The sequence below is a fragment of the Ignavibacteriota bacterium genome (genome assembly GCA_016708125.1).
Lineage (GTDB): Bacteria > Bacteroidota > Ignavibacteria > Ignavibacteriales > Melioribacteraceae.
This window is the reverse complement of sequence record JADJGF010000001.1, coordinates 3,589,497-3,609,093: the sequence shown is the minus strand read 5'-3', so window position 1 is coordinate 3,609,093 and position 19,597 is coordinate 3,589,497. Positions and strand designations below refer to the sequence as shown.

At 28.5% G+C, this 19,597-nt stretch carries 21 protein-coding genes; 4 read left to right on the top strand and 17 right to left on the bottom strand.

The window, feature by feature from the left end; all coding sequences use genetic code 11:
• The 4 genes from IPH62_15640 to IPH62_15625 are packed head-to-tail and all read left to right on the top strand — an operon-like array spanning position 1 to position 2,627.
• Positions 1–357 (top strand): hypothetical protein, encoded by a 357-nt coding sequence (locus IPH62_15640; GenBank protein ID MBK7106706.1) that lies wholly within the window; start codon positions 1–3, stop codon positions 355–357.
• Positions 350–1,264, top strand: a complete 915-nt coding sequence (locus IPH62_15635; GenBank protein MBK7106705.1) for an MCE family protein — start codon at positions 350–352, stop codon at positions 1,262–1,264. The genes IPH62_15640 and IPH62_15635 overlap by 8 nt, the downstream gene beginning before the upstream one ends.
• Positions 1,265–1,274: 10 nt before the next feature.
• Positions 1,275–1,658: a holo-ACP synthase gene (acpS, locus tag IPH62_15630; protein ID MBK7106704.1), complete on the top strand. Its 384-nt coding sequence runs from the start codon at positions 1,275–1,277 to the stop codon at positions 1,656–1,658.
• A 48-nt stretch (positions 1,659–1,706) separates the two neighbouring features.
• Entirely contained in the window at positions 1,707–2,627 is a 921-nt protein-coding gene (locus IPH62_15625) for a diacylglycerol kinase family lipid kinase (GenBank protein MBK7106703.1), read from the top strand.
• Between the two features lie 282 nt (positions 2,628–2,909).
• Here the strand turns inward: IPH62_15625 and IPH62_15620 are convergent, their stop codons facing one another.
• From IPH62_15620 to lysS, 17 genes are all read right to left on the bottom strand, one after another.
• Entirely contained in the window at positions 2,910–3,752 is an 843-nt protein-coding gene (locus IPH62_15620; GenBank protein MBK7106702.1) for a 3-hydroxybutyryl-CoA dehydrogenase, read from the bottom strand.
• A 101-nt stretch (positions 3,753–3,853) separates the two neighbouring features.
• Positions 3,854–4,684 carry a stage 0 sporulation protein gene (locus IPH62_15615; protein ID MBK7106701.1) on the bottom strand — a complete coding sequence of 277 codons (831 nt, stop codon included), beginning with the start codon at positions 4,682–4,684 and terminating at the stop codon, positions 3,854–3,856.
• Positions 4,681–5,784 (bottom strand): hypothetical protein, encoded by a 1,104-nt coding sequence (locus IPH62_15610; protein ID MBK7106700.1) that lies wholly within the window; start codon positions 5,782–5,784, stop codon positions 4,681–4,683. The genes IPH62_15615 and IPH62_15610 overlap by 4 nt, the downstream gene beginning before the upstream one ends.
• A gap of 20 nt (positions 5,785–5,804) precedes the next feature.
• Entirely contained in the window at positions 5,805–6,035 is a 231-nt protein-coding gene (locus IPH62_15605; protein MBK7106699.1) for a DUF2795 domain-containing protein, read from the bottom strand.
• 2 nt (positions 6,036–6,037) lie between these two features.
• Positions 6,038–6,991, bottom strand: a complete 954-nt coding sequence (locus IPH62_15600) for a M23 family metallopeptidase (protein MBK7106698.1) — start codon at positions 6,989–6,991, stop codon at positions 6,038–6,040.
• Between the two features lie 86 nt (positions 6,992–7,077).
• The gene (locus IPH62_15595; protein ID MBK7106697.1) at positions 7,078–8,088 is read right to left on the bottom strand and encodes an HPr kinase/phosphorylase; all 1,011 of its coding nucleotides are present in this window, start codon (positions 8,086–8,088) and stop codon (positions 7,078–7,080) included.
• On the bottom strand, positions 8,088–8,390 hold the full coding sequence (gene raiA / locus IPH62_15590; protein MBK7106696.1) for a ribosome-associated translation inhibitor RaiA: 303 nt from the start codon (positions 8,388–8,390) through the stop codon (positions 8,088–8,090). Before raiA ends, IPH62_15595 begins: the two co-directional genes overlap by 1 nt.
• 9 nt (positions 8,391–8,399) lie before the next feature.
• Positions 8,400–9,290, bottom strand: a complete 891-nt coding sequence (locus IPH62_15585) for a tyrosine recombinase XerC (protein MBK7106695.1) — start codon at positions 9,288–9,290, stop codon at positions 8,400–8,402.
• Between the two features lie 14 nt (positions 9,291–9,304).
• On the bottom strand, positions 9,305–11,518 hold the full coding sequence (gene topA, locus IPH62_15580) for a type I DNA topoisomerase (protein ID MBK7106694.1): 2,214 nt from the start codon (positions 11,516–11,518) through the stop codon (positions 9,305–9,307).
• Positions 11,519–11,528: 10 nt separating this feature from the next.
• Positions 11,529–11,987, bottom strand: a complete 459-nt coding sequence (locus IPH62_15575; GenBank protein MBK7106693.1) for a DUF494 family protein — start codon at positions 11,985–11,987, stop codon at positions 11,529–11,531.
• The gene (ybeY, locus tag IPH62_15570; GenBank protein MBK7106692.1) at positions 11,977–12,432 is read right to left on the bottom strand and encodes an rRNA maturation RNase YbeY; all 456 of its coding nucleotides are present in this window, start codon (positions 12,430–12,432) and stop codon (positions 11,977–11,979) included. The genes IPH62_15575 and ybeY overlap by 11 nt, the downstream gene beginning before the upstream one ends.
• Positions 12,429–12,986, bottom strand: coding sequence for a gamma carbonic anhydrase family protein (locus IPH62_15565; protein ID MBK7106691.1), 558 nt, complete (start codon positions 12,984–12,986; stop codon positions 12,429–12,431). Before IPH62_15565 ends, ybeY begins: the two co-directional genes overlap by 4 nt.
• Before the next feature lie 2 nt (positions 12,987–12,988).
• Entirely contained in the window at positions 12,989–14,596 is a 1,608-nt protein-coding gene (locus tag IPH62_15560; GenBank protein MBK7106690.1) for a S41 family peptidase, read from the bottom strand.
• Between the two features lie 13 nt (positions 14,597–14,609).
• Complete coding sequence (locus IPH62_15555) at positions 14,610–16,286, bottom strand: hypothetical protein (GenBank protein ID MBK7106689.1); 1,677 nt, start codon at positions 16,284–16,286, stop codon at positions 14,610–14,612.
• 1 nt (position 16,287) lies between these two features.
• A complete protein-coding gene (locus IPH62_15550; protein ID MBK7106688.1) occupies positions 16,288–17,019 on the bottom strand; it encodes a glycosyltransferase in 732 nt (243 codons plus the stop codon).
• Position 17,020: 1 nt separating this feature from the next.
• Positions 17,021–17,878: a DUF2279 domain-containing protein gene (locus tag IPH62_15545; protein ID MBK7106687.1), complete on the bottom strand. Its 858-nt coding sequence runs from the start codon at positions 17,876–17,878 to the stop codon at positions 17,021–17,023.
• A 187-nt stretch (positions 17,879–18,065) separates the two neighbouring features.
• On the bottom strand, positions 18,066–19,574 hold the full coding sequence (gene lysS / locus IPH62_15540) for a lysine--tRNA ligase (GenBank protein ID MBK7106686.1): 1,509 nt from the start codon (positions 19,572–19,574) through the stop codon (positions 18,066–18,068).
• Between the last annotated feature and the right edge of the window lie 23 nt (positions 19,575–19,597).

Below are 19,597 nucleotides of genomic sequence, written 5' to 3'. Positions count from 1 at the left end.
ATGAAAAAAGGCTGCTTTTTAACAGTAATTATTTCTCTGACTATTTTTGTTGGGGTAGTATTTTATATAATTAAATATCATGGCGATGATTTAATTGATTTTGGGAAAGATAAAGTTATTGAATTTGCACAATCGAAAATTAATTCAGATTTAGAAAATTTAGAGAATAAGCAATATGTTGATTCTCTAAAAATTGTAATGAATAAATTCTTTAAAGATTTTGAAAATAAAGAAATAGAAACAAAAATAAACAAGTTGGAAGATTTTTCACACAATTTTGAAGTAATTGTAAAAGATTCAAAAATTGATTCTGTTGAATTTGCATTTGTTAAACAAATTTTGAAAACAAATGAATGAAGAAAAGAAAACTGAACTTAAAGTTGGTATAACAATATTTTTTGCATTAATAGTTATTGTATTAATTTTTGGCTGGGCAAAAAACTACAGTTTAACTTCTCAAAACATGCAGCTTTCCGTAAAATTTAATACAGTTGCCGGTTTGGAAATTGGTGATCTTGTAAGCGTAAACGGAGTTAGAAAAGGGTATGTCGAGTCAATCGAATCCGAAGTAAATTCAGCTTTAGTTAAAATAAATTTTTCGGAAGATCCGAACTTAAAAGAAGATGCAACATTTTCAATTATGATGTTGGATTTAATGGGCGGTAAAAAAATAGAAATTATTAACGGAACTTCATCTGCAAAAATTGACTTTAATAAAATTTATGTAGGTAAATTTTCCGGCGACATTTCAACTGTAATGGCAACTTTAAATTCCGTTGAAGGCGATTTAATTTCGGTTATAAAAGATCTCAGAACTTCACTTAATTTTGTCAATTCTAATTTTTTAAATGATGAATTCAAAACTAATCTGCATAATTCAGTTTCGAATTTACATTTATTGACTTCAAATTTAAATGACTTGCTTATTAAAAATCAGAGTGATATTTCTCAAATAATTGAGAATACAAAAGTTTTAACAAGCCAAACAAAAGATATAATTGCTGAAAATAAAATTACTTTTAACGATATGCTGAAATTATCAAATAAAACTTTGCAAAATGCAGATTCCTTAATTCAAAATATAAATTCAATTACTAAAGAAACAGTAAACGGAAAAAATAACATAGGCAAAATTTTATATGATGAAAACTTATTTAATGATGTAAAAGAATCCCTTGAGCAACTTAAGAAATTAACAAAAACGTTAAATAAGCAATTAGAGAAAGGCGGATTAGAAGTTAAAGCCGATGTTGATATTTTTTAATTGAGATAAAATGATTTTTGGAATTGGAATAGATATTATTGAAATTGAAAGAGTTAAAAAAAGTGTTGAAAAATTCGACGACCTTTTTTTAAATAAAATTTATACTGCCACCGAATTGGAGTATTGTTTAAAAAAGAAAAATAAATATCAACATTTGGCGGCAAGATTTGCAGCAAAAGAAGCAATTGCAAAAGCTTTAGCAACTGGATGGAGCAAAGGTTTTAGATGGAAAGATATTGAAATTTTTAACGAAAGTTCCGGAATGCCGAATGTAAATTTACATGGCAGAATAAAAGAATTTCTTGGAAAAGATAAATCATTAAAAATATCGATGAGTCATTCTGAAAATTATGTTACATGTTTTGCAATTATTTACGCAAATAATCATTACTAATTTCGGCTAAAATTTAAATTACAAATCCTATCATAGTCAAAACTATTTATGAGATATCTATTTATCGTAAATCCGGTTTCTGGAAAGGGAAGAGGCAGAAAATTCATTCCAATTATTGAAGAATTCCTCAAGAAACATGAAATAAATTTTAAACTGCAAATTACAGAATATCCAAAATTTGCCACTGAATTTTTGAAGAAAAATTTACATAATTATGATGTTGTTATTTCTGTTGGTGGTGATGGAACACTTAATGAAGTGGTTAATGGAATCCCCGATGAATTAATTAGTACAATTAAACTTGGCGTGCTCCCAATTGGAAGTGGAAATGACTTTTCAAAAAATATAAAATTGTCTAAAGATATTTTATTCAATCTAAAAGTAAATTGCGGAATTGAAAAAAACAATATTCGTAAAATAGATTTGTGTGAAGTAAAATATGAGACTGAAAATTCAAGTAATTTATTTCATAAATTTATTAACGGAGCCGGTTTGGGATTTGATGCGTATGTTGGAGCATTAACTCAAAATAATAAAGTTCTATCCGGAATTTCAGCATATCTTGTTTCTGTTGTAAAAGCTTTGTTTAATTTTAAAATGGTTAAAGTTAATATTAAATTTAATGATTTTGAGCTTGACGAAAGTAAATTGATGATTACTTTTGGAAATGGGATTTCACACGGAGGCGGTTTTTATTTAACACCATATGCAAAAATTGATGATGGATTAATTGATATAAGTTTATTTGATGAAATAACAAGACGAAGATTAATTGTGGCATTACCGAAGGCACTAATCAATAAAGTAAGTGAAATTCCAGAAGCTAAATTAATGAAGTCTAAATTTGTATCCTTAACATTAAAAAATCCATATTATTTTCACTGCGATGGAGAAATTATAAGTGATAAATTAAAATCTGCCGAAATTTCTATTTATAAAGAGAAATTACAAATAATTGAAATGGCATAGCAATATGTTGATGAAAAAATTTAAAAATAAGAAATTTGAATACCAACCAAGGTATTACAAACCTGAAATTGATCGTGATGAAATTCGAAAAAAAAAACTTGGATTCAGAGCAAGTTTTAAGAAATCCTCAAAAAAAAGATCACCGATTGTTTTTATTTTATTACTAATTATTGTAGTATATCTTATTGTTAAATATCAAGGTTTTGTTAAATAGGGAATTTATTAGTTTACATAATATACATTATAGGACAATTTTTAATAAATAAATATTAAAATGTATTACTAATATTTATAAAACCCTTCACCGGATTTTCTTCCTAATTTATTTGCAGCAACCATATTCTTTAATAACGGACACGGACGATATTTTGAATCATTAAAACCATCATAAAGTACATTCATTATAGATAAACAAACATCTAATCCTATAAAATCAGCTAATTCAAGCGGACCCAATGGATGAGCCATTCCTAATTTTAAAACAGTATCAATATCTTCTTTTGTAGCAACATTCTCATATAAGGAAAATATTGCTTCGTTTATCATCGGCATTAAAATTCTATTAGAAATAAATCCGGGATAATCATTAACCTCAACAGGAGTTTTACCAATTTTTAATGTAAGATTCTTAATAGCTTCAAATGTTTCATTACTTGTAGAATAACCGCGAATAATTTCAACCAATTTCATAACTGGTACAGGATTCATGAAATGCATTCCTATAAATTTTTCCGGATTTAAATTTGCTCCTAATTCTGTAATAGAAATTGATGAGGTATTAGATGAAATAATACAATTAGAATTAACTATATCCTTTAAATTATTATATAAATTGATTTTAGACTTTTTGTCTTCAATAATTGCTTCAATAACTAAATCCACTTCTGATGAAAGATTGTTAATTCCAACTTTATGCTTAATATTACTCAATGTCTTATTAAGAATTTCCTCGTTAATCAATTCTTTTTTAAGTTGTCTTTCTAAATTTTTCTTAATTGTTGCCATTCCTTTAAATAGTAATTCTTCATTCACATCAATAAATTCAACGATAAAATTATTTTGCGCAAAAACGTGTGCAATTCCATTTCCCATCGTTCCGGCACCAATCACTCCAATTTTTTTAATTTCCATAAATTACTCACAGAAAAATATTTTATAAATCAATTAAGGATTTTTTTAGAAAGTTTTTTTTAACGTGCTCCCAATAAATAAAAATAAATTACAATTTATTCTATTTCAAAGGATAGACAACATTTTAGTTTTCCACAAGGACCGGTATATTTTGATATGCTGTTAGCAACATTATTTTCTTCCGCAATATCAGTCGTTATTCTCTTAAAGTTACTTATAAATGTTGAGCAGCAAAATTCTCGACCGCAAGTTGCTAATCCCCCAATTCTTTTAGCTTCATCTCTAACTCCCATTTGTCTTAGTTCAATTCGAGTTTTGAATGTTGCAGCTAATTTTTTGGCGAGCTCCCGAAAATCAACTCTACCATCTGAAGTATAAAAAAAGAATAGTTTTTTCCTATCAAATTGATAATGAATATCAACCAATTTCATATCTAGTGAAAGTTCATGAATATATTTTAGAAAAACTTTTTTTGCTTCAGAACAATTTATTACGTTATTGATATTTCTTTCAATATCTTTTTCATTTACAACTCTATCAATTACTGGCAATTTAGAGTCGCTATGTTCAATTTTGGAAAGTTTGAAATTTACAATTTTACCAGTTTCTATAATTGTTGCAAATTCAAATTCGTCATCAATTTTTAATATAACATCATCATAAAGTTTTATAGCTAATTCACTTACGTTTTCACAAAAATGAATCCCAAGTAAACCTTTGCTTTTTGCTATTAAAATTTTAGAATTACCATTTCCATTTGATTCTGAATAACCATCTCCAACTTGTTCAATTTCAGCAAGATCAGACTTACAGCATGTCAGTTCTTTAGTTATTTTATCATGCACAAGATTAAAATAATTGTTGTCAATTAGAGAATTAGATAATGTGTGGTGATTGTTTGAATTCGGTTGGGATTTATCGATCATTTTACTTTCATTCCAATAGACGCTATGTCAAATATAACATTCATCATTATCAGATTCAAGTTTACATTTCGTGCTGCTGCATCTCTATAGGATACTAGTTTAACAATAATTTCATTAACATCTGTTTTTAAAAACCTATTATTAAATTTTTCTAAAGTATCTTTATAATTATTAAATTTAATATTACTTATTTCATATTTCGATCTTAAAGTATCGTTAAACCAAGTAATTATTAAATCAATTATTGTGTTAAAATCTGCACCGGAATTTTTCTCAATCAAACTTGAAAACTCCTTACTTGCTGTGAAATATTTTCCAGCTAATGAATATCTTAAAATGGTTATGGCTTTCTGAATATATTTTTCGAAATTGGTTTCTAACAAAAACACAGAATTTGTAACCGATCCATTTGCAAATGGTAAAACGTCTTTAATCAATTCTGAAGAATATTTAAATCTTTCAACTAAAATATTTTGAATATCATTATCAAAAAGTGGTGAAAAATTCACAGTCCAACATCTTGATTTAATTGTCGTTAACAATTGATCCGGCTGACTAGAAATTAAAATAAAAATTACTCCGTTTGGCGGTTCTTCTAAATTTTTAAGGAAAGCATTTTGTGCTTCAATACTCATTTTATGAGCATCATTTATAATTATTCCTCTAAAAATAATTTCATCATAATTTAGTGAAAGGTTTTTGTTGATTTCTCTGATGCTATTAATTTTAATATTATTAGCATTTTTTATTTGAATTTGATGGTAAGGATTAGCAGCTTTAAGTTTTATCTGATCGTTAATTAGTTCAATTTCATCCGTAGAAAGTTTATCCAAAGGTAAATCAAAATTAGATTCTGATTTACCGCGAGGAAGTGGAAAAACTAATTTTATATAAGGTTCGGAAAGATTGGAAATTTTCTGATTGATTAAATCAGAATTACCATTTAATAATTTTAAAAACTGAATGGCTGAATAAAATTTTCCAATTCCTTCAATCCCGGTTAGCAGAATTGCATTTGGAATTCTCTTCGAAGAATAAATGTTGTGTAAAATATTTAATGCAGAAGTTTGACCCTTAACTTCAAGCAATAATTCATGCATTATAATTTTCTTGGTAAACGCTAATTGAATTCATTCTCGTCATCAAAATAAAAGAAATCTTCATCGCTTGGGTAATCCGGCCAAATATCTTCGATGCTTTCATATATTTCTTCATCATCTTCTAATTCACTTAGATTTTCAATTACTTCTACCGGACTTCCAATTCTATCGGCATATTCAATTAATTCATCTTTTGTTGCCGGCCATGGAGCATCTACTAAATAAGATGCTAATTCTATAGTCCAAATCATTATTATTTCACTCCCCTACTTTGAACTTTTTCATTATTTATATCAAAAACTTTTATATCGCTAAAAATAAAATTTTCCGGATTCAAATGTATTCCATTATGCATAACTTCATAATGAAGATGTGGACCTGTTGAAAGTTCACCGGAACTTCCAGATAAACCAATCAAATCGCCTCTTCTAACTTTTTGCCCTTTATAAACTTTTATTTTTGATAAATGGGCATATAATGTTATGTATCCAAATCCATGATCAAGTTGAACAGTATTACCATAACCAGATTGAACACCGGCTTCTAAAACTTTAGCATCACCTGGAGCGAAAACTTCGGTTCCGGTATCAATAACAACATCAAGTCCGGTATGCATTCTATTATATCTTAAAATTGGGTGGAATCTCATTCCAAATCTATCACCTATATTTCCTTCGGCTGGCAAAATAGCTGGAATAGATTTAAAAAGTTTAACATTATTTTTTAGAGAATTTTCAATTTCAAAATAATTTTCTTCTGCAATTGTAATTTTGGTTTTAATGGTATTTAGAGAATTATCTAAATTTTCTAGTAAATCATTTACATCCGAAATGCTGGTTGGCAAAATTTCATCAAATTCAGAACCGCCAATACCAAAATATTTTTCGTTTTCTGGAATTGGTTTTAAGTTTACCGAAAGTCTAAGTGCTTCATCTTTACTACGAAGTTTATCAATATTTTGATTAAGATTATTAAGCTCACTTGCAACTTCGTTAAATTTAGATTTTAATTTTATATTTTCAGATTTTAATGCATCAATATCAAACGAAGGACTTAAAAAACTTGATATAAATAAATAACCACCAAAAATAATTAATGAAGAAAGTAACCCAAATAATGCCACAAGTGAAAGAAATTTAGAATAAAAATTCTTTATTTCAATGAATTGTAGTTTTTTGTCCGAATAATAATAAAGACTTTTCTTCATACCTTAAAATGACTAATTTGGTTTCGAAGATACAAAAAGACATAGTTTTAAGCAAGCAATTTTAAGTAAGGATTTTTTATAATTTATCACTCAAAATCATGCTCAAAATAATCTACCGATCTATTTGTATCTGCATTTTTTGATTTAATTTTGGATCTTAATCTTTGATTAAAAACTTCTGCAGCATCATATCCGTAATGTTTCAAAACATAGTTAAGCGCAATAACTTCACTAATAACTGTAATATTTTTTCCCGGAACAATTGGTATTTTAACTGTTTGAATTTCAACATCTAAAACATTTGTAGTTTTTGCATCTAAACCAGTTCTTGTGTATTCGCTATTTTCGTTCCAAACTTCCAACTCAATTATAACTTCTAATCTTTTTTGAAAACGAATTGCTCTAATACCAAACATACTTCTAACATCAAGAATTCCAATTCCTCTGATTTCCATAAAATGTTTAACTAATTCGGTTCCGGAACCCATTATAATTCCTTCACCTTTTTTTGTTAAGATAACAACATCATCAGCAACAAGTCTATGACCTCTTTCAATTAAATCAAGTGCAACTTCACTTTTTCCTATTCCAGATTTTCCGACAATTAACATTCCAATTCCATATACATCAATAAATGATCCATGAACCGAAAGTCTTGGAGCAAATTGATCATCAAGAAAATCACTAACTAAATATGATAATTTTGTTGTACTTAAACTGGAAATAAATAATGGAATTTTAAACTGGTTTGCCAGCTCAATAATTTCCGGAACCGGTTTATTATAATTTGTAAAAATTATACATGGGATATTGAAACCAAAAAGTTTTTCTAGAGCATTTTTTCTTTTTTCAATTGTGAGTTTTTTCATGTAGTGAACTTCAGTATTTCCCACAATTTGAACTCGTTTATATGAAAACAAATCAACAAACCCGGCAAGAGCCAAACCGGGTCTGTGCAAATTTTGTTCAGTAATAGGTCTATTTAAATCGACATCTTTATTTAGCAATTCAATATCAAAGCGCTCTTTAGTTTTTTGGTAGAAAAAATCGACCGTAATACTTTCTTTTCTAAAAATATTTTTATTATTAATGTTCACTATCTTGTTTTTGCTATTCGTTTAGATTTTAATGTTTTTAATTGTTTTATTAATTTTTGAATTACCAAAATTAAAGCTTTTCCATATTCTTCACTTGATTCTGTTGCCGATAAAGTTTTGCCCGGAATATTTAAATTTATTTCTACAGTTTTTATACTGTCTTTATTATGAGTGTAACTTAGAATTACATTTGCGTCCAAAATATCGTCATTATATTTTTCAAGAGATTTTAATTCATTTGTAATCTCTTCTTTAAGAGAATCTTTTGCTTTAAATTTCCTTGATGTTATTTTTACGTTCATAAAAACTCCTTATGATTTTGGATGAGCGTTTTTATATGCCTGCTTTAATCTTTCAACACTTACGTGTGTATAAATTTGTGTAGTGGAAAGATTTTCGTGTCCTAAAATTTCTTTTACTCCTAATAAATCTGCACCATTATCAAGCATATGAGTTGCGGCTGTATGCCTTAGAATGTGCGGACTTTTTTTTGAAATATCTGAAACTTTTGAGAAATATGTTTTAACTAAACGATCAACATATTTGGGATAAATTCTTTTATTCGAGTTTGTTAAAATTAACGGATCACTAATTTTTATTTGTGGTCTGGATGACAAATAATCTTCCAAAATAATTTGAGATTTTTGCCCAAGCGGAACTAACCTTGTTTTACTACCTTTACCCAAAACTTTTATACTTTTACGGTTCAGATCAATATCTCCAAAATTTAGATTACAGAGTTCTGAAACTCTAAGTGCACAACCGTATAATAATTCAAAAATTAATTTGTTGTTTCTACTATCTTTTTGTTCCTCATCCAGAAATTTAAGAATTTTTAAATAAGAATCAAGCGTAATTATCTCCGGAAGTTTTCTCTGGATTTTGGGATTCTTAATATTTTCGAGTGGATTAGTTTTTAATTTTTCGTTTTGAATTAGATAATTAAAAATTCCTCTTAAAACCGATAGCTTTCTAGAAATTGAAGTTCTGCTGAAATTTTGTTCGTTTAATTTTAGAATAAATAATCTTACTGTTTTTTCCGTGATGAAATTTAATTCGGAAATTTTTCGTTCTTCCAAAAATTCAAAAAATTGCTGAAGATCATTTTGGTATGAAATTATTGTATTTATTGAAACTCTTTTTATTGCAGAAAGATTTGAGATAAATTCATTAATACTTTGGTTAAGAGTATTTTCTATCATCAAATTACAATCAATTAAATTTCTTCTTGTTCAACTTTTACTTGTTCTTCAACCGGTTTTGTCCAGCTTACATAATCGCATTTGGGATAATTACTGCATCCGTAAAAATATCTTCCGCTTTTTGCGCGGCGAGTTACAACATCGCCTTCTTTGCAAACCGGACACTTAATTCCAAGTGTAATTTGTTTTGTAAAATCACATTCGGGATAATTTTCACATCCAATAAATTTTCCAAATCTGCCGCTTCTAAAAACTGTTTTGTTTCCGCATTTTGGACAATCATCACCTGTAAATTCCGGTTCACTGTTTTTTGTTTTTAATTCATTTGTAGATTTTATATTTGTACAATTCGGATATGAAGTACATGCAAAATATTTTCCAAAACGGCCAATTTTAATTTCCATTTCCGAGCCGCATTTTTCACAAATAACTTTTTCTAAATTATGTTTAACAATATTTAATTGTTTAGAAAACGGATGATAAAAATCCTCTAAAACTTGAAGATAATTATTTGTTTGCGAAGCAACCATATCAAGTTCTTCTTCCATTTTAGCTGTAAAATTTACATCTAAAATTTTAGGGAAATTTTTTACAAGAACTGAATTTACTTTTTTCCCTAAATCTGTTGGAACTAATTTTTTTTCACTTTGATCAATATAAAATCTATCTTGAATTGTTCCAATAATTGAAGCATACGTACTTGGTCTACCGATTCCGTTACTTTCGAGCTCTTTAATTAGAGTACTTTCCGTATATCGCGGTAAAGGTTTTGTAAATTGTTGAGATTTTTCAACAAAATTTAAATTTAGATTTTGATTTTCTTCTAAACCAGCCGGAATTTGAGAAGTTTCACCATTTTCGTTTCCGTTTTCCTTTTCTTCTTGGTAAACTTTCAAAAATCCATCAAAAGTTACAACCGAGCCGGAAACTTTTAAAATATTTTTATCTGCTTTTACGGAAATATTTGTTGATTCAACATCGGCTGATTCCATTTGACAAGCAACAAATCTCTGCCAAATTAATTGATAAAGTTTAAACTGATCTTTCTCTAAAAATTCTTTAATTTCTTGTGGCGAATGTTCCAAAGAAGTTGGTCTTATTGCCTCATGCGCATCTTGAACATTTTTCTTATTATTCTTTTCATAAGATTTTGGCTGATGTGGTAAATAATCGTTTCCAAAATTTTCTTTTATATAGCTTCGCGCTGATGAAACAATTTCTTCACTCAATCTTGTTGAATCGGTTCTCATATATGTAATAAGACCGGTAATTTCACCTTTGCCAAGTTTTATTCCTTCATACAAACTTTGCGCCACGCTCATAGTTTTTCTTGGTCTAAAACCTAATTTTCGCGAAGCTTCAGCTTGCAAAGTACTTGTAATAAACGGCGGCGAAGGATTTCTTTTTGATTTCTTTTTCGAAATATCACTTATAAAAAACGAACTCGAATTTTTAATTTCATCTAAAATTTTCTCAGCTTCTTCTTTATTTGTAATTGCAAAATTTTTCTGAAGGAATTCATCCCAATCAGAATCAGTCATTTCGGGTTTTGGCTGAATTTTTAATTGCTTACCGTCTCTTTCAGCTAATTTTACAACTAATGTATCACCATTTTCTGTTTTAAATTCTGCAGAAATTACCCAATATTCTGTTGGAATAAAATTCTCAATCAACTCTTCACGTTCACAAATTAATCTTAAAGCAACTGATTGAACTCTTCCAGCGGAAAGTGAATTTCCCGATGCTTCCAAAATTGAACGCCACAACAATGGACTAATACTGTAGCCAATAATTCTATCCATTACCCTTCTTGCACGTTGAGATTGAACCAATGCATCATTAATTTCCAATGGATTTTCCATGGATTTTTTAACGGCGGTTTTAGTAATTTCATTAAAAAGAACTCGGTAAATATGAGCTTCGGTTTTTCCTTCCAAAACTTCAACAATATCTTGAGCAATTGCTTCGCCTTCACGGTCCGGATCGGTTGCTACAAATATTTTTTCGGCTTTTCCGGCAAGTTTTCTAATTTTCTTTATTGTATCGCCTTTTCCGCGAATATTTAAAAGCTGAACTTTAAAACCGTTTTCAATATCAATACCCAACTTAGTTTTAGGTAAGTTTCTGATATGTCCAACTGTAGCTTCAACAATATAATTTTTGCCTAAATATTTATTAATAGTCTTAGCTTTTGATGGAGATTCCACCAAAACAAGATTTTTTGCCATTTAAAATTCCTTAGTTTATTGTATCAGATGAGTATAACAAAACTCTGCTTCCGGGTAATATTTCCGAATCAAAATCTACCAATGAGAATAAAATTATCCAATTAATATCATCTTTGGAAATTTTTTCTTCGGGAAACATTGTCATTTGTTCAATCAGTAATTCAACATCGATTGGATCTAAAAGTCCAACATTAACTAAATGCTGGATGTATCTGGTGTTTTCAGTTCCAACAATATTTATTTCGTCGTTTGATAAAATTCTAAAACCTTTATTTAATAATTTTCCTTCTTTGCGAATTTCTAATCTGTTTGTCAAAAACTTATCAAAAACTAATCCGAATGCTGCGCTGACTGTTTGCTCATCAAAATCTTTATTTGTTTTAAGTTTTTTTGTTACTTCTTCAATAGTGTAATTTTTTTTTAGTCCCTCTAAAATTTTAGCAAGAACTTCAACAATTTTAGCAGTCATATTTTTTAATCAATTTTTGAGTATTTTCTTGAAATTTACTTACAAGCTTATTTTCTTCAACTTTCATTTTCTTTTTATCTTTCGTTAATTTATCATCAAATCCTAACAAATGCAAAATACCGTGAATTACTAATCTAATTAGCTCATTCTCTAAAGTTACGTTAAATTTTTTTGCATTGAAACAAGCATCATCTAAAGAAATAAAAATTTCACCGTCTAAACTATCATTTTCTCCAGAATAATTAAAGGTAATTATGTCTGTGGAAAAATTATGTCCTAAATACTTTTGGTTGATTGGAATAATTTCTTTTTCAGAAATGAAATTAATTGCGAGTGAATTTATTTGGAATGAATATTCCTTTTTGAGATTTAGAATAAGTTCATGAATTTTTCTTTTATCAATTTTAACTTTTGGATTTGTAGAAATTGTAAGATTTTTAATCAAATTTTCACTCTTTTTAATAATGATTCAATCGTAATTTGTGAATATTTTTTGTACCGCTCTGCTGAAGCTTCAAAATCATCAATTTCATTTTGGGTTAAATCTCTAAGAATTTTTGCCGGAACTCCGCCGACTAATTTTCCGGATGGAACAATAAAATTTGGTTTTACCACAGAACCCGCTGCAACCATTGATTTCTCTTCCACAATTGCTCCGTCTAAAACAATTGCACCAATTCCTATAAAAGATAAATCTTGCAAAGTACAGCCATGAAGTTTTACACTATGCCCGATTGTAACTTTGTTGCCTATGTTTAACGGAAATCTTTTATTTGTTACGTGAAGCATGCTCAAATCTTGAATATTTGTATCTTCACCAATTTTAACATAATGAACATCACCGCGAATTACACAATTATACCACACACTCGAATTTTTTCCAATTGTTACATCGCCGATAATTTTTACTCCATCAGCAAGAAAAACATTCTCACCTAATTTTGGAAAAAGATCTAAATACTGATATAATTTTTCTTCTAATTTTAAATCAAATTTCATTTTTATTTTTTCTTCGAAATTGGTAATTGATAATTTTTCTCTAATAATTCTTTGGCTTTTTCAAACTGTTCATCTTCATCCAAAAGTACAGAATACCAGCCGTTGTTGTTCCAAAAGTTTTTTGCAATATGAGCTTTCAATCTTGCTTTTATAAATTTTTCATCCTTTGTAAAATCTTTTCCCGAATATTTTACACCGTTTTCTTCCGCAAATTTAATAAATGATTTCATATCACTAATGCTAAAAGAAAAATCTTTCTTGAATAATCTAAAATCATTTTTAAACTTTTTATTCAAATCAGAATTTGTATCAATAATTCTGCGAGCAAATTTATAGTAAATATTATTACTTCTAAGCTGAAGTGAATAATCTGTTATATCATCATTTCTAACAATAAAATCGGGAGTAATTCCGCCATCGCTAATTACTTTTCTTCCGCCGGAAGTATAATAAATTTCTTTTGCAGAATCAGCTTCAAGTGAATGATTTATATTTTCACCTTCATTTTCTTCACGATTCATAACTTCATTATAATAATCTTCTTTATTTTTATAATCTCTTTGAATTGCTCTTCCGGATGGTGTAAAATATTTTGAAATTGTAATTCTCACTGCTGAACTATCTTCTAATATAAAAGGTCTTTGAACTAAGCCTTTGCCGAACGAAGTTTCACCGACTAAAATTCCTCTATCCCAATCTTGAATTGCGCCTGAAACAATTTCACTTGCAGATGCACTTCCGCGATTTATTAAAATTACAATCGGAATTTTTTCAAACGGATAAGTTTTTTCTGCGGTTAAATTATCATCCAAACTTGAAATTCTTCCACGAGTGAAAACTATTAATTTATTTTGATCAATAAATAAATCGGCAATTTGGAAAGCTTGATCCAAATATCCGCCGGGATTATTTCTTAAATCGAAAATTATTTTTTTCATTCCAAGTTGAGAAAGTTTTTCTAAAGATTGCTTTACTTCAAACATTGAAGTTTCCGCAAATTTGGAAAGCGAAATATATCCGATTGTATCCGAAATCATGATTGCGGCATCAACTGTGTAAATTGGAATTTGATCACGTATAATTTCAAAATCTAATTTCTTTTTTATGAACGGTCTGAAAACTGTAACTTTTACTTTTGTTCCTTTTTCGCCGCGCAGATTTTTTACAACATCTTTATTCGTAAAACCAATTGCACTCTTTCCTTCTATTTGAATTATTCTATCGCCGGCTTCAATTCCAACACTTTCGCTAGGCCCGCCGGTTATTGGCGAAACCACATTTATAGTATCATTATTTATTTGAAATTCAATTCCAATTCCTTCAAAATTTCCTCTGAATTCTTCTTCAATGTGAAGCTGATCAGTTGCCGGAATGTAAACAGAATGCGGATCTAGTTCATGCAGCATTCCATTTATTGCATTATCAACTAAATCTTTTGTTTCAACATCTTGGTAATAATATTTTTGAGTATAACTTAAAACTTCATTGAATTTTTTTGAGCCTTCCGTAACATTTACATCATACAAATAATTGTTTATAAAAAATCCGATTGCAATTCCAATAAGCAAAATTATTACTGAAATTAAAATTGTTAATGTTTTTTTGGTCAATTGAAATGCCCCATTAAATTTTAGTATATAACGAGAAAGTAGTGAAGAAATTTTCTAAATGTTGTGATCTGGCTAATGAATTATTTGTAAAATTCATATTTAACATAAATATCCAATTTTTAATTGGCTCAATGTGTGCAGAAAAAGTTAACAAACGCAAAATTTCTTTTTCACCTTTAAGTAAATAAACTTCTTCGGGATCACTAAATCTGTGTCCTAATAAAATATCTCCGCCGAAATTTTTAATATTTCCTTTAGAATCTTGAACATTGGCTCCGTGAACAGAATATTTATATGATAAATTTAAATTTATTCTGTGATGCAATCGGTAGAAAAAATTAATTATTCCCGTTGAAGAATTTGGTGGAATATCTGTTCCCAATGCAAAATTAGAGTTAGTAAAATTATTTTCAGATAATCTATGCGTGAAAACGTAAGGATCAATTTTTAAATATTGCAGTTCAATATCGAGCGGCAAAATTTTATAAAGTAAAGTTGAATAAGCGCCAATAGTAATTAATGATTGATTTCCATACCAGCCGGAACCAATTTTACCAAAATCAATATCATCCAACAAAATTGTTGAATAAAATTTTAATCCTTCAAATGAATTATTCTGAAAATCAAAAAACAAAAATGTGTTATCTCTATCTTGATTTGCATGTTCCGAACTTTTATAAAAGTTAAACGGATTCAAATAAGAAAAATCAACTTTTCTGTTTGCGTAAATTATCATTTCACCAGCACCAAATTGAAGATGTTTGCCGAAATCCAAGCCCAGTCTATGATATGCTAAATATTTATCATCAACATAATTTATTAAACCGCGAATTGAATCAAAACTTTGAGAAATATTTCCCATTAATTTTGAGTGGAAAAATGAAAAACTAATTTGCTTGTATTTTAAATTTAACTCCAAATATTCCATACGTGGAGCAATATCACTCAAAATAGTTTTGGTAAAACCATGACCGATAAACTTTCTATCGTTTCCAAATTTAATTTTTGCAAAATCAAAATCTGCGGAAATAAACGAAGAAGTTTCATCAAAATAATTATCGCCAAGCTGCGAGCCGCTTTCCAAATTAAATTTATAATTATATTTTAACGAAGAATAACTTTGAGCTAAATCTTTATTTCCGGAAAATGATCCATTTGTAGTATTTACAGAAAATCCAATTTTATCAAACAATGTTCCTCTAATTTCTCCGCCAAATCTGTAAAGTAAACTTGAAAGATTTTTAGCATCTTCATTTCGATTAAGAAAATCAAGCTTTCCAATGAAATTAACAAAGAGTGATGTATTATTTGTATCGGAATACTTATATAGGAATTTTTCTTTTTCCGAAAATAAATAATTGAAATCCCAATTGGGAATTAGTGATTCTGAATTATCAAGAGTTGAAAAAATATCCAATTCAAATTCCGATAAAAAATCATTAAACTTAAGCTGATCAATATCATCAATTATATATTCACTTTTTTTTATTTCAATTAAATACTTTGAAATTTCTTTTCTGGTTTTAGGAAGTTCAAAAGAATTATAATTTGTAATAATTTGTTGCGAACTCATTCTTTCAAGAAAATTATAAATTTCATCTTCCACGGGAATATATCCAATTTGTGAAAATATTTTTAATGGCAGAAAAATAATCCCTAATGAAAATATTTTTTTCAGATTTACATTCATTTTATCTAACTTCTTCCCACTCAGATGATTTTGATTTTTTTGTAAAAATAATATAAACGCTATTTAATAACCAAGTAAAGAAAATTCTAAAATGTCCAAGTTTTCTATATCTTCTCGGCGATTCATAAACAACTAAATTTCTTGAGAATAAAATTTTACCATATTTTCTAATTCTTCTAAATAAATCAAAGTCTTCGCCGGCAGCAAGATTTTCATTGTATCCATTTAATTTTTCGAAAATATCTCTTTTAATTATATGACACTCGCCTCTTCCCATTCCCATTCCTATTACATTTAAGGCATGAAAATGAAAATTGTAAAATGTCTGAAAAATCACATCAACAAATTTTTGTTCTTCCGGAAAAACTTCAACTTTGCAAGTCATTGCTAAATATTTACTTTGCGAAAATTTATTTTCAACTTCCATTAAAATATTTTCAAAATTATTAATTGCAATATCACCATTAAAAAATATGAGAATTTTCCCATTTGAATTTTTAGCACCAATATTTCTTCCCATTGCAATATTTTGTTTTTCATTAGGATTTATTTCAAGAATTTTTATTTCAAATTTTTTAGCAATTTCTATTGTTGAATCAGAACTTCCGCCATCTGAAATAAGTACTTCATAATTATATTTTTTTTGAAGATTTTTATCACAAATTGTTTGAAGCAAATTTGGTAAAAGTTTTTCTTCATTAAGAGTAGGAATTATAATACTGTAATTTGTCATTTCAATAAATAATTAGTGCAAAAGAAATTACATCTTTGGAAAATTGAATTCCCGGCATAGGAAAGTGAATGTAATTTAAAGTGTTTTTTATGAATGCCCAAAACTTTCCGTATAACGGAATTGTTTCTGCATCAATATCGAAAGCTAAATAGTAATTTTCTTTGATTGGTTTTTCGTAAATATCTCCAACATTACTAACATGATATCCGACTGATAACATTAAAAATGATGGCCAATATTCTGAGATACTTTTGGGTAATAAATTTTTCATTCGCAATGCCAGCCACATTTTTTGACCTTCGTAATCATCAGAAATATTATTATCTGGCTTTTCTCCATTTAACATTTCTTTTGAAGGAAAATAACTTACTCGCAATTGGAAATTATTTAATACCGGGAAATAATATCTTGAAACAAAATAACTTGCTCCAACAAAATTTGAAACTGCATCACCGGTACTAAATCCCCATTTAGGTTTTCCAGAAATTTTATCAATTGGTGAATAACCATCATTGATTTCTACAAAAGTTTGCATAGCTAATCCGCCAAGCGCTCCGAGCCAAACGCATGTTTCTTCTTCAATATTTGCAGCTTCAAATCCCGCAGCAAAAAAATGCGAAGTTACTGCAGTTCCAAAAGCATGACCAATTTTATCAATGTTTCTCGCATAGGTATTATCACTTACTATATTAAATTTATTATTGTAAACATAATTTGAATCTTTTTTCCACCATGTATTTTGATAGTAATTATTAATTTGATAAATAATAAATGAATAACTTAATCCAACTCCAGCAAGTATTGGGTAATTGATTTCTGTTTTAAATGGATTAATTTTTTCGGAAAAATTTTGATTCATCAAACTAATTGGAATTTTAACTTGAATTGAGTCGGAATTATTTTGTGCATTTGAATGTTTGATTAAGATTAAGAAAAGGATTAAAAAAAATAAATTTGTATTAAACAGATTTTGCAAGTTACAAAACTTTAAATATTCTAAATTCTTTATCTTAATCTTACTCCTAATCTTAATCATCTTTTAAAAATTATTTTTCCGGTCTCATTTGCGGAAATAAAATTACGTCTCTAATTGATGGTTGATTTGTTAATAACATTGTCAATCTATCAATTCCAACTCCAAGTCCGGCAGTTGGCGGCATACCGTATTCTAAAGCTCTAACGTAATCTTCATCAATTTGATGCGCTTCTTCGTCGCCTTCTTCCATAAATCTAACTTGTTCTTCAAATCTTTCTTTTTGATCAATCGGATCATTAAGTTCGCTAAACGCATTGCAAATTTCGCGACCTAAAACATAACCTTCAAATCTTTCAACAAGTCCTTCGCGAGTTCTATGTTTTTTTGCCAAAGGAGAAAGTTCAACCGGATAATCCATAACAAAAGTTGGTTCAATTAATTTTGGTTCAACAACCGCTGAAAATAATTCATCAATTAATTTTCCTTTGCTTTCGCCGCCGGATAATTTAATTCCACGTTTCTTAACTTCTTTTACTAAATCATCTTTGGAAATTGTGAGCACATCAATATTTGTTTCTTTTTTAATTTCATCAACCATAGAAATCCTTTTCCACGGCGGTTTGAAGTCAACTTTATTTCCCTCAATATTTAATTTCGATGTTCCCAAAACTTCGTTGGCAATGTGGTAAACCATTTCTTCGACAAATTTCATCATCCATTCATAATCTTTGTATGCAACATAAAGTTCCATCATTGTGAATTCCGGATTGTGAGTTTTATCCATTCCTTCATTTCTAAAATCTTTAGAGATTTCATAAACTCTATCAAATCCACCGACAATTAATCTTTTTAGATAAAGTTCATCGGCAATTCTCATATACAATTTTATATCTAATGCATTATGATGAGTTACAAATGGTTTTGCAGAAGCGCCGCCATAAAGTGATTGTAAAACCGGAGTTTCAACTTCAAGAAAATCATTTTTATCTAAAAAATTTCTCATTGAGCTGATAATTTTTGAACGTTTTACAAATACATCTTTTATATGCGGATTAACTACCAAATCAACATAACGTTGACGATAACGTAATTCTTTATCGGCAAATTGATCAAATATTTTCTTGTTACCTTCTTCATCAACAACTTCTTTTGCTATTGGAATTGGACGAATTGATTTTGCAAGCAATGTTAAAGATTTTGTATGAACTGAAATTTCTTCGGTTTTAGTTTTAAACACAAAACCTTCAACGCCAACTAAATCACCAATATCAAGTAATTTGAAAATGTCATATTGATCACCGATTTCTTCTTTCTTCAAATAAATTTGTATTCTTCCGTCTTTATCTTGGATTTGCGCAAATGAAGCTTTTCCCATTTTTCTAATTGCCATAAGTCTTCCGGCAATTTTAACTGTTTTATTTTCAAAATTTTCAAAATTATTTTTTATTTGAACTGAATATGTATCAACGTCAAATGAATATTCATATGGGCGAACATTTTTGTTTTTTATTTCTGCAAGTTCTTCAAATCTTCTTGCTATCAACGTGTTTACATCTTTATCTAAAAACTGATTTTCCAATTTATTCCTCCGAATAAAATATC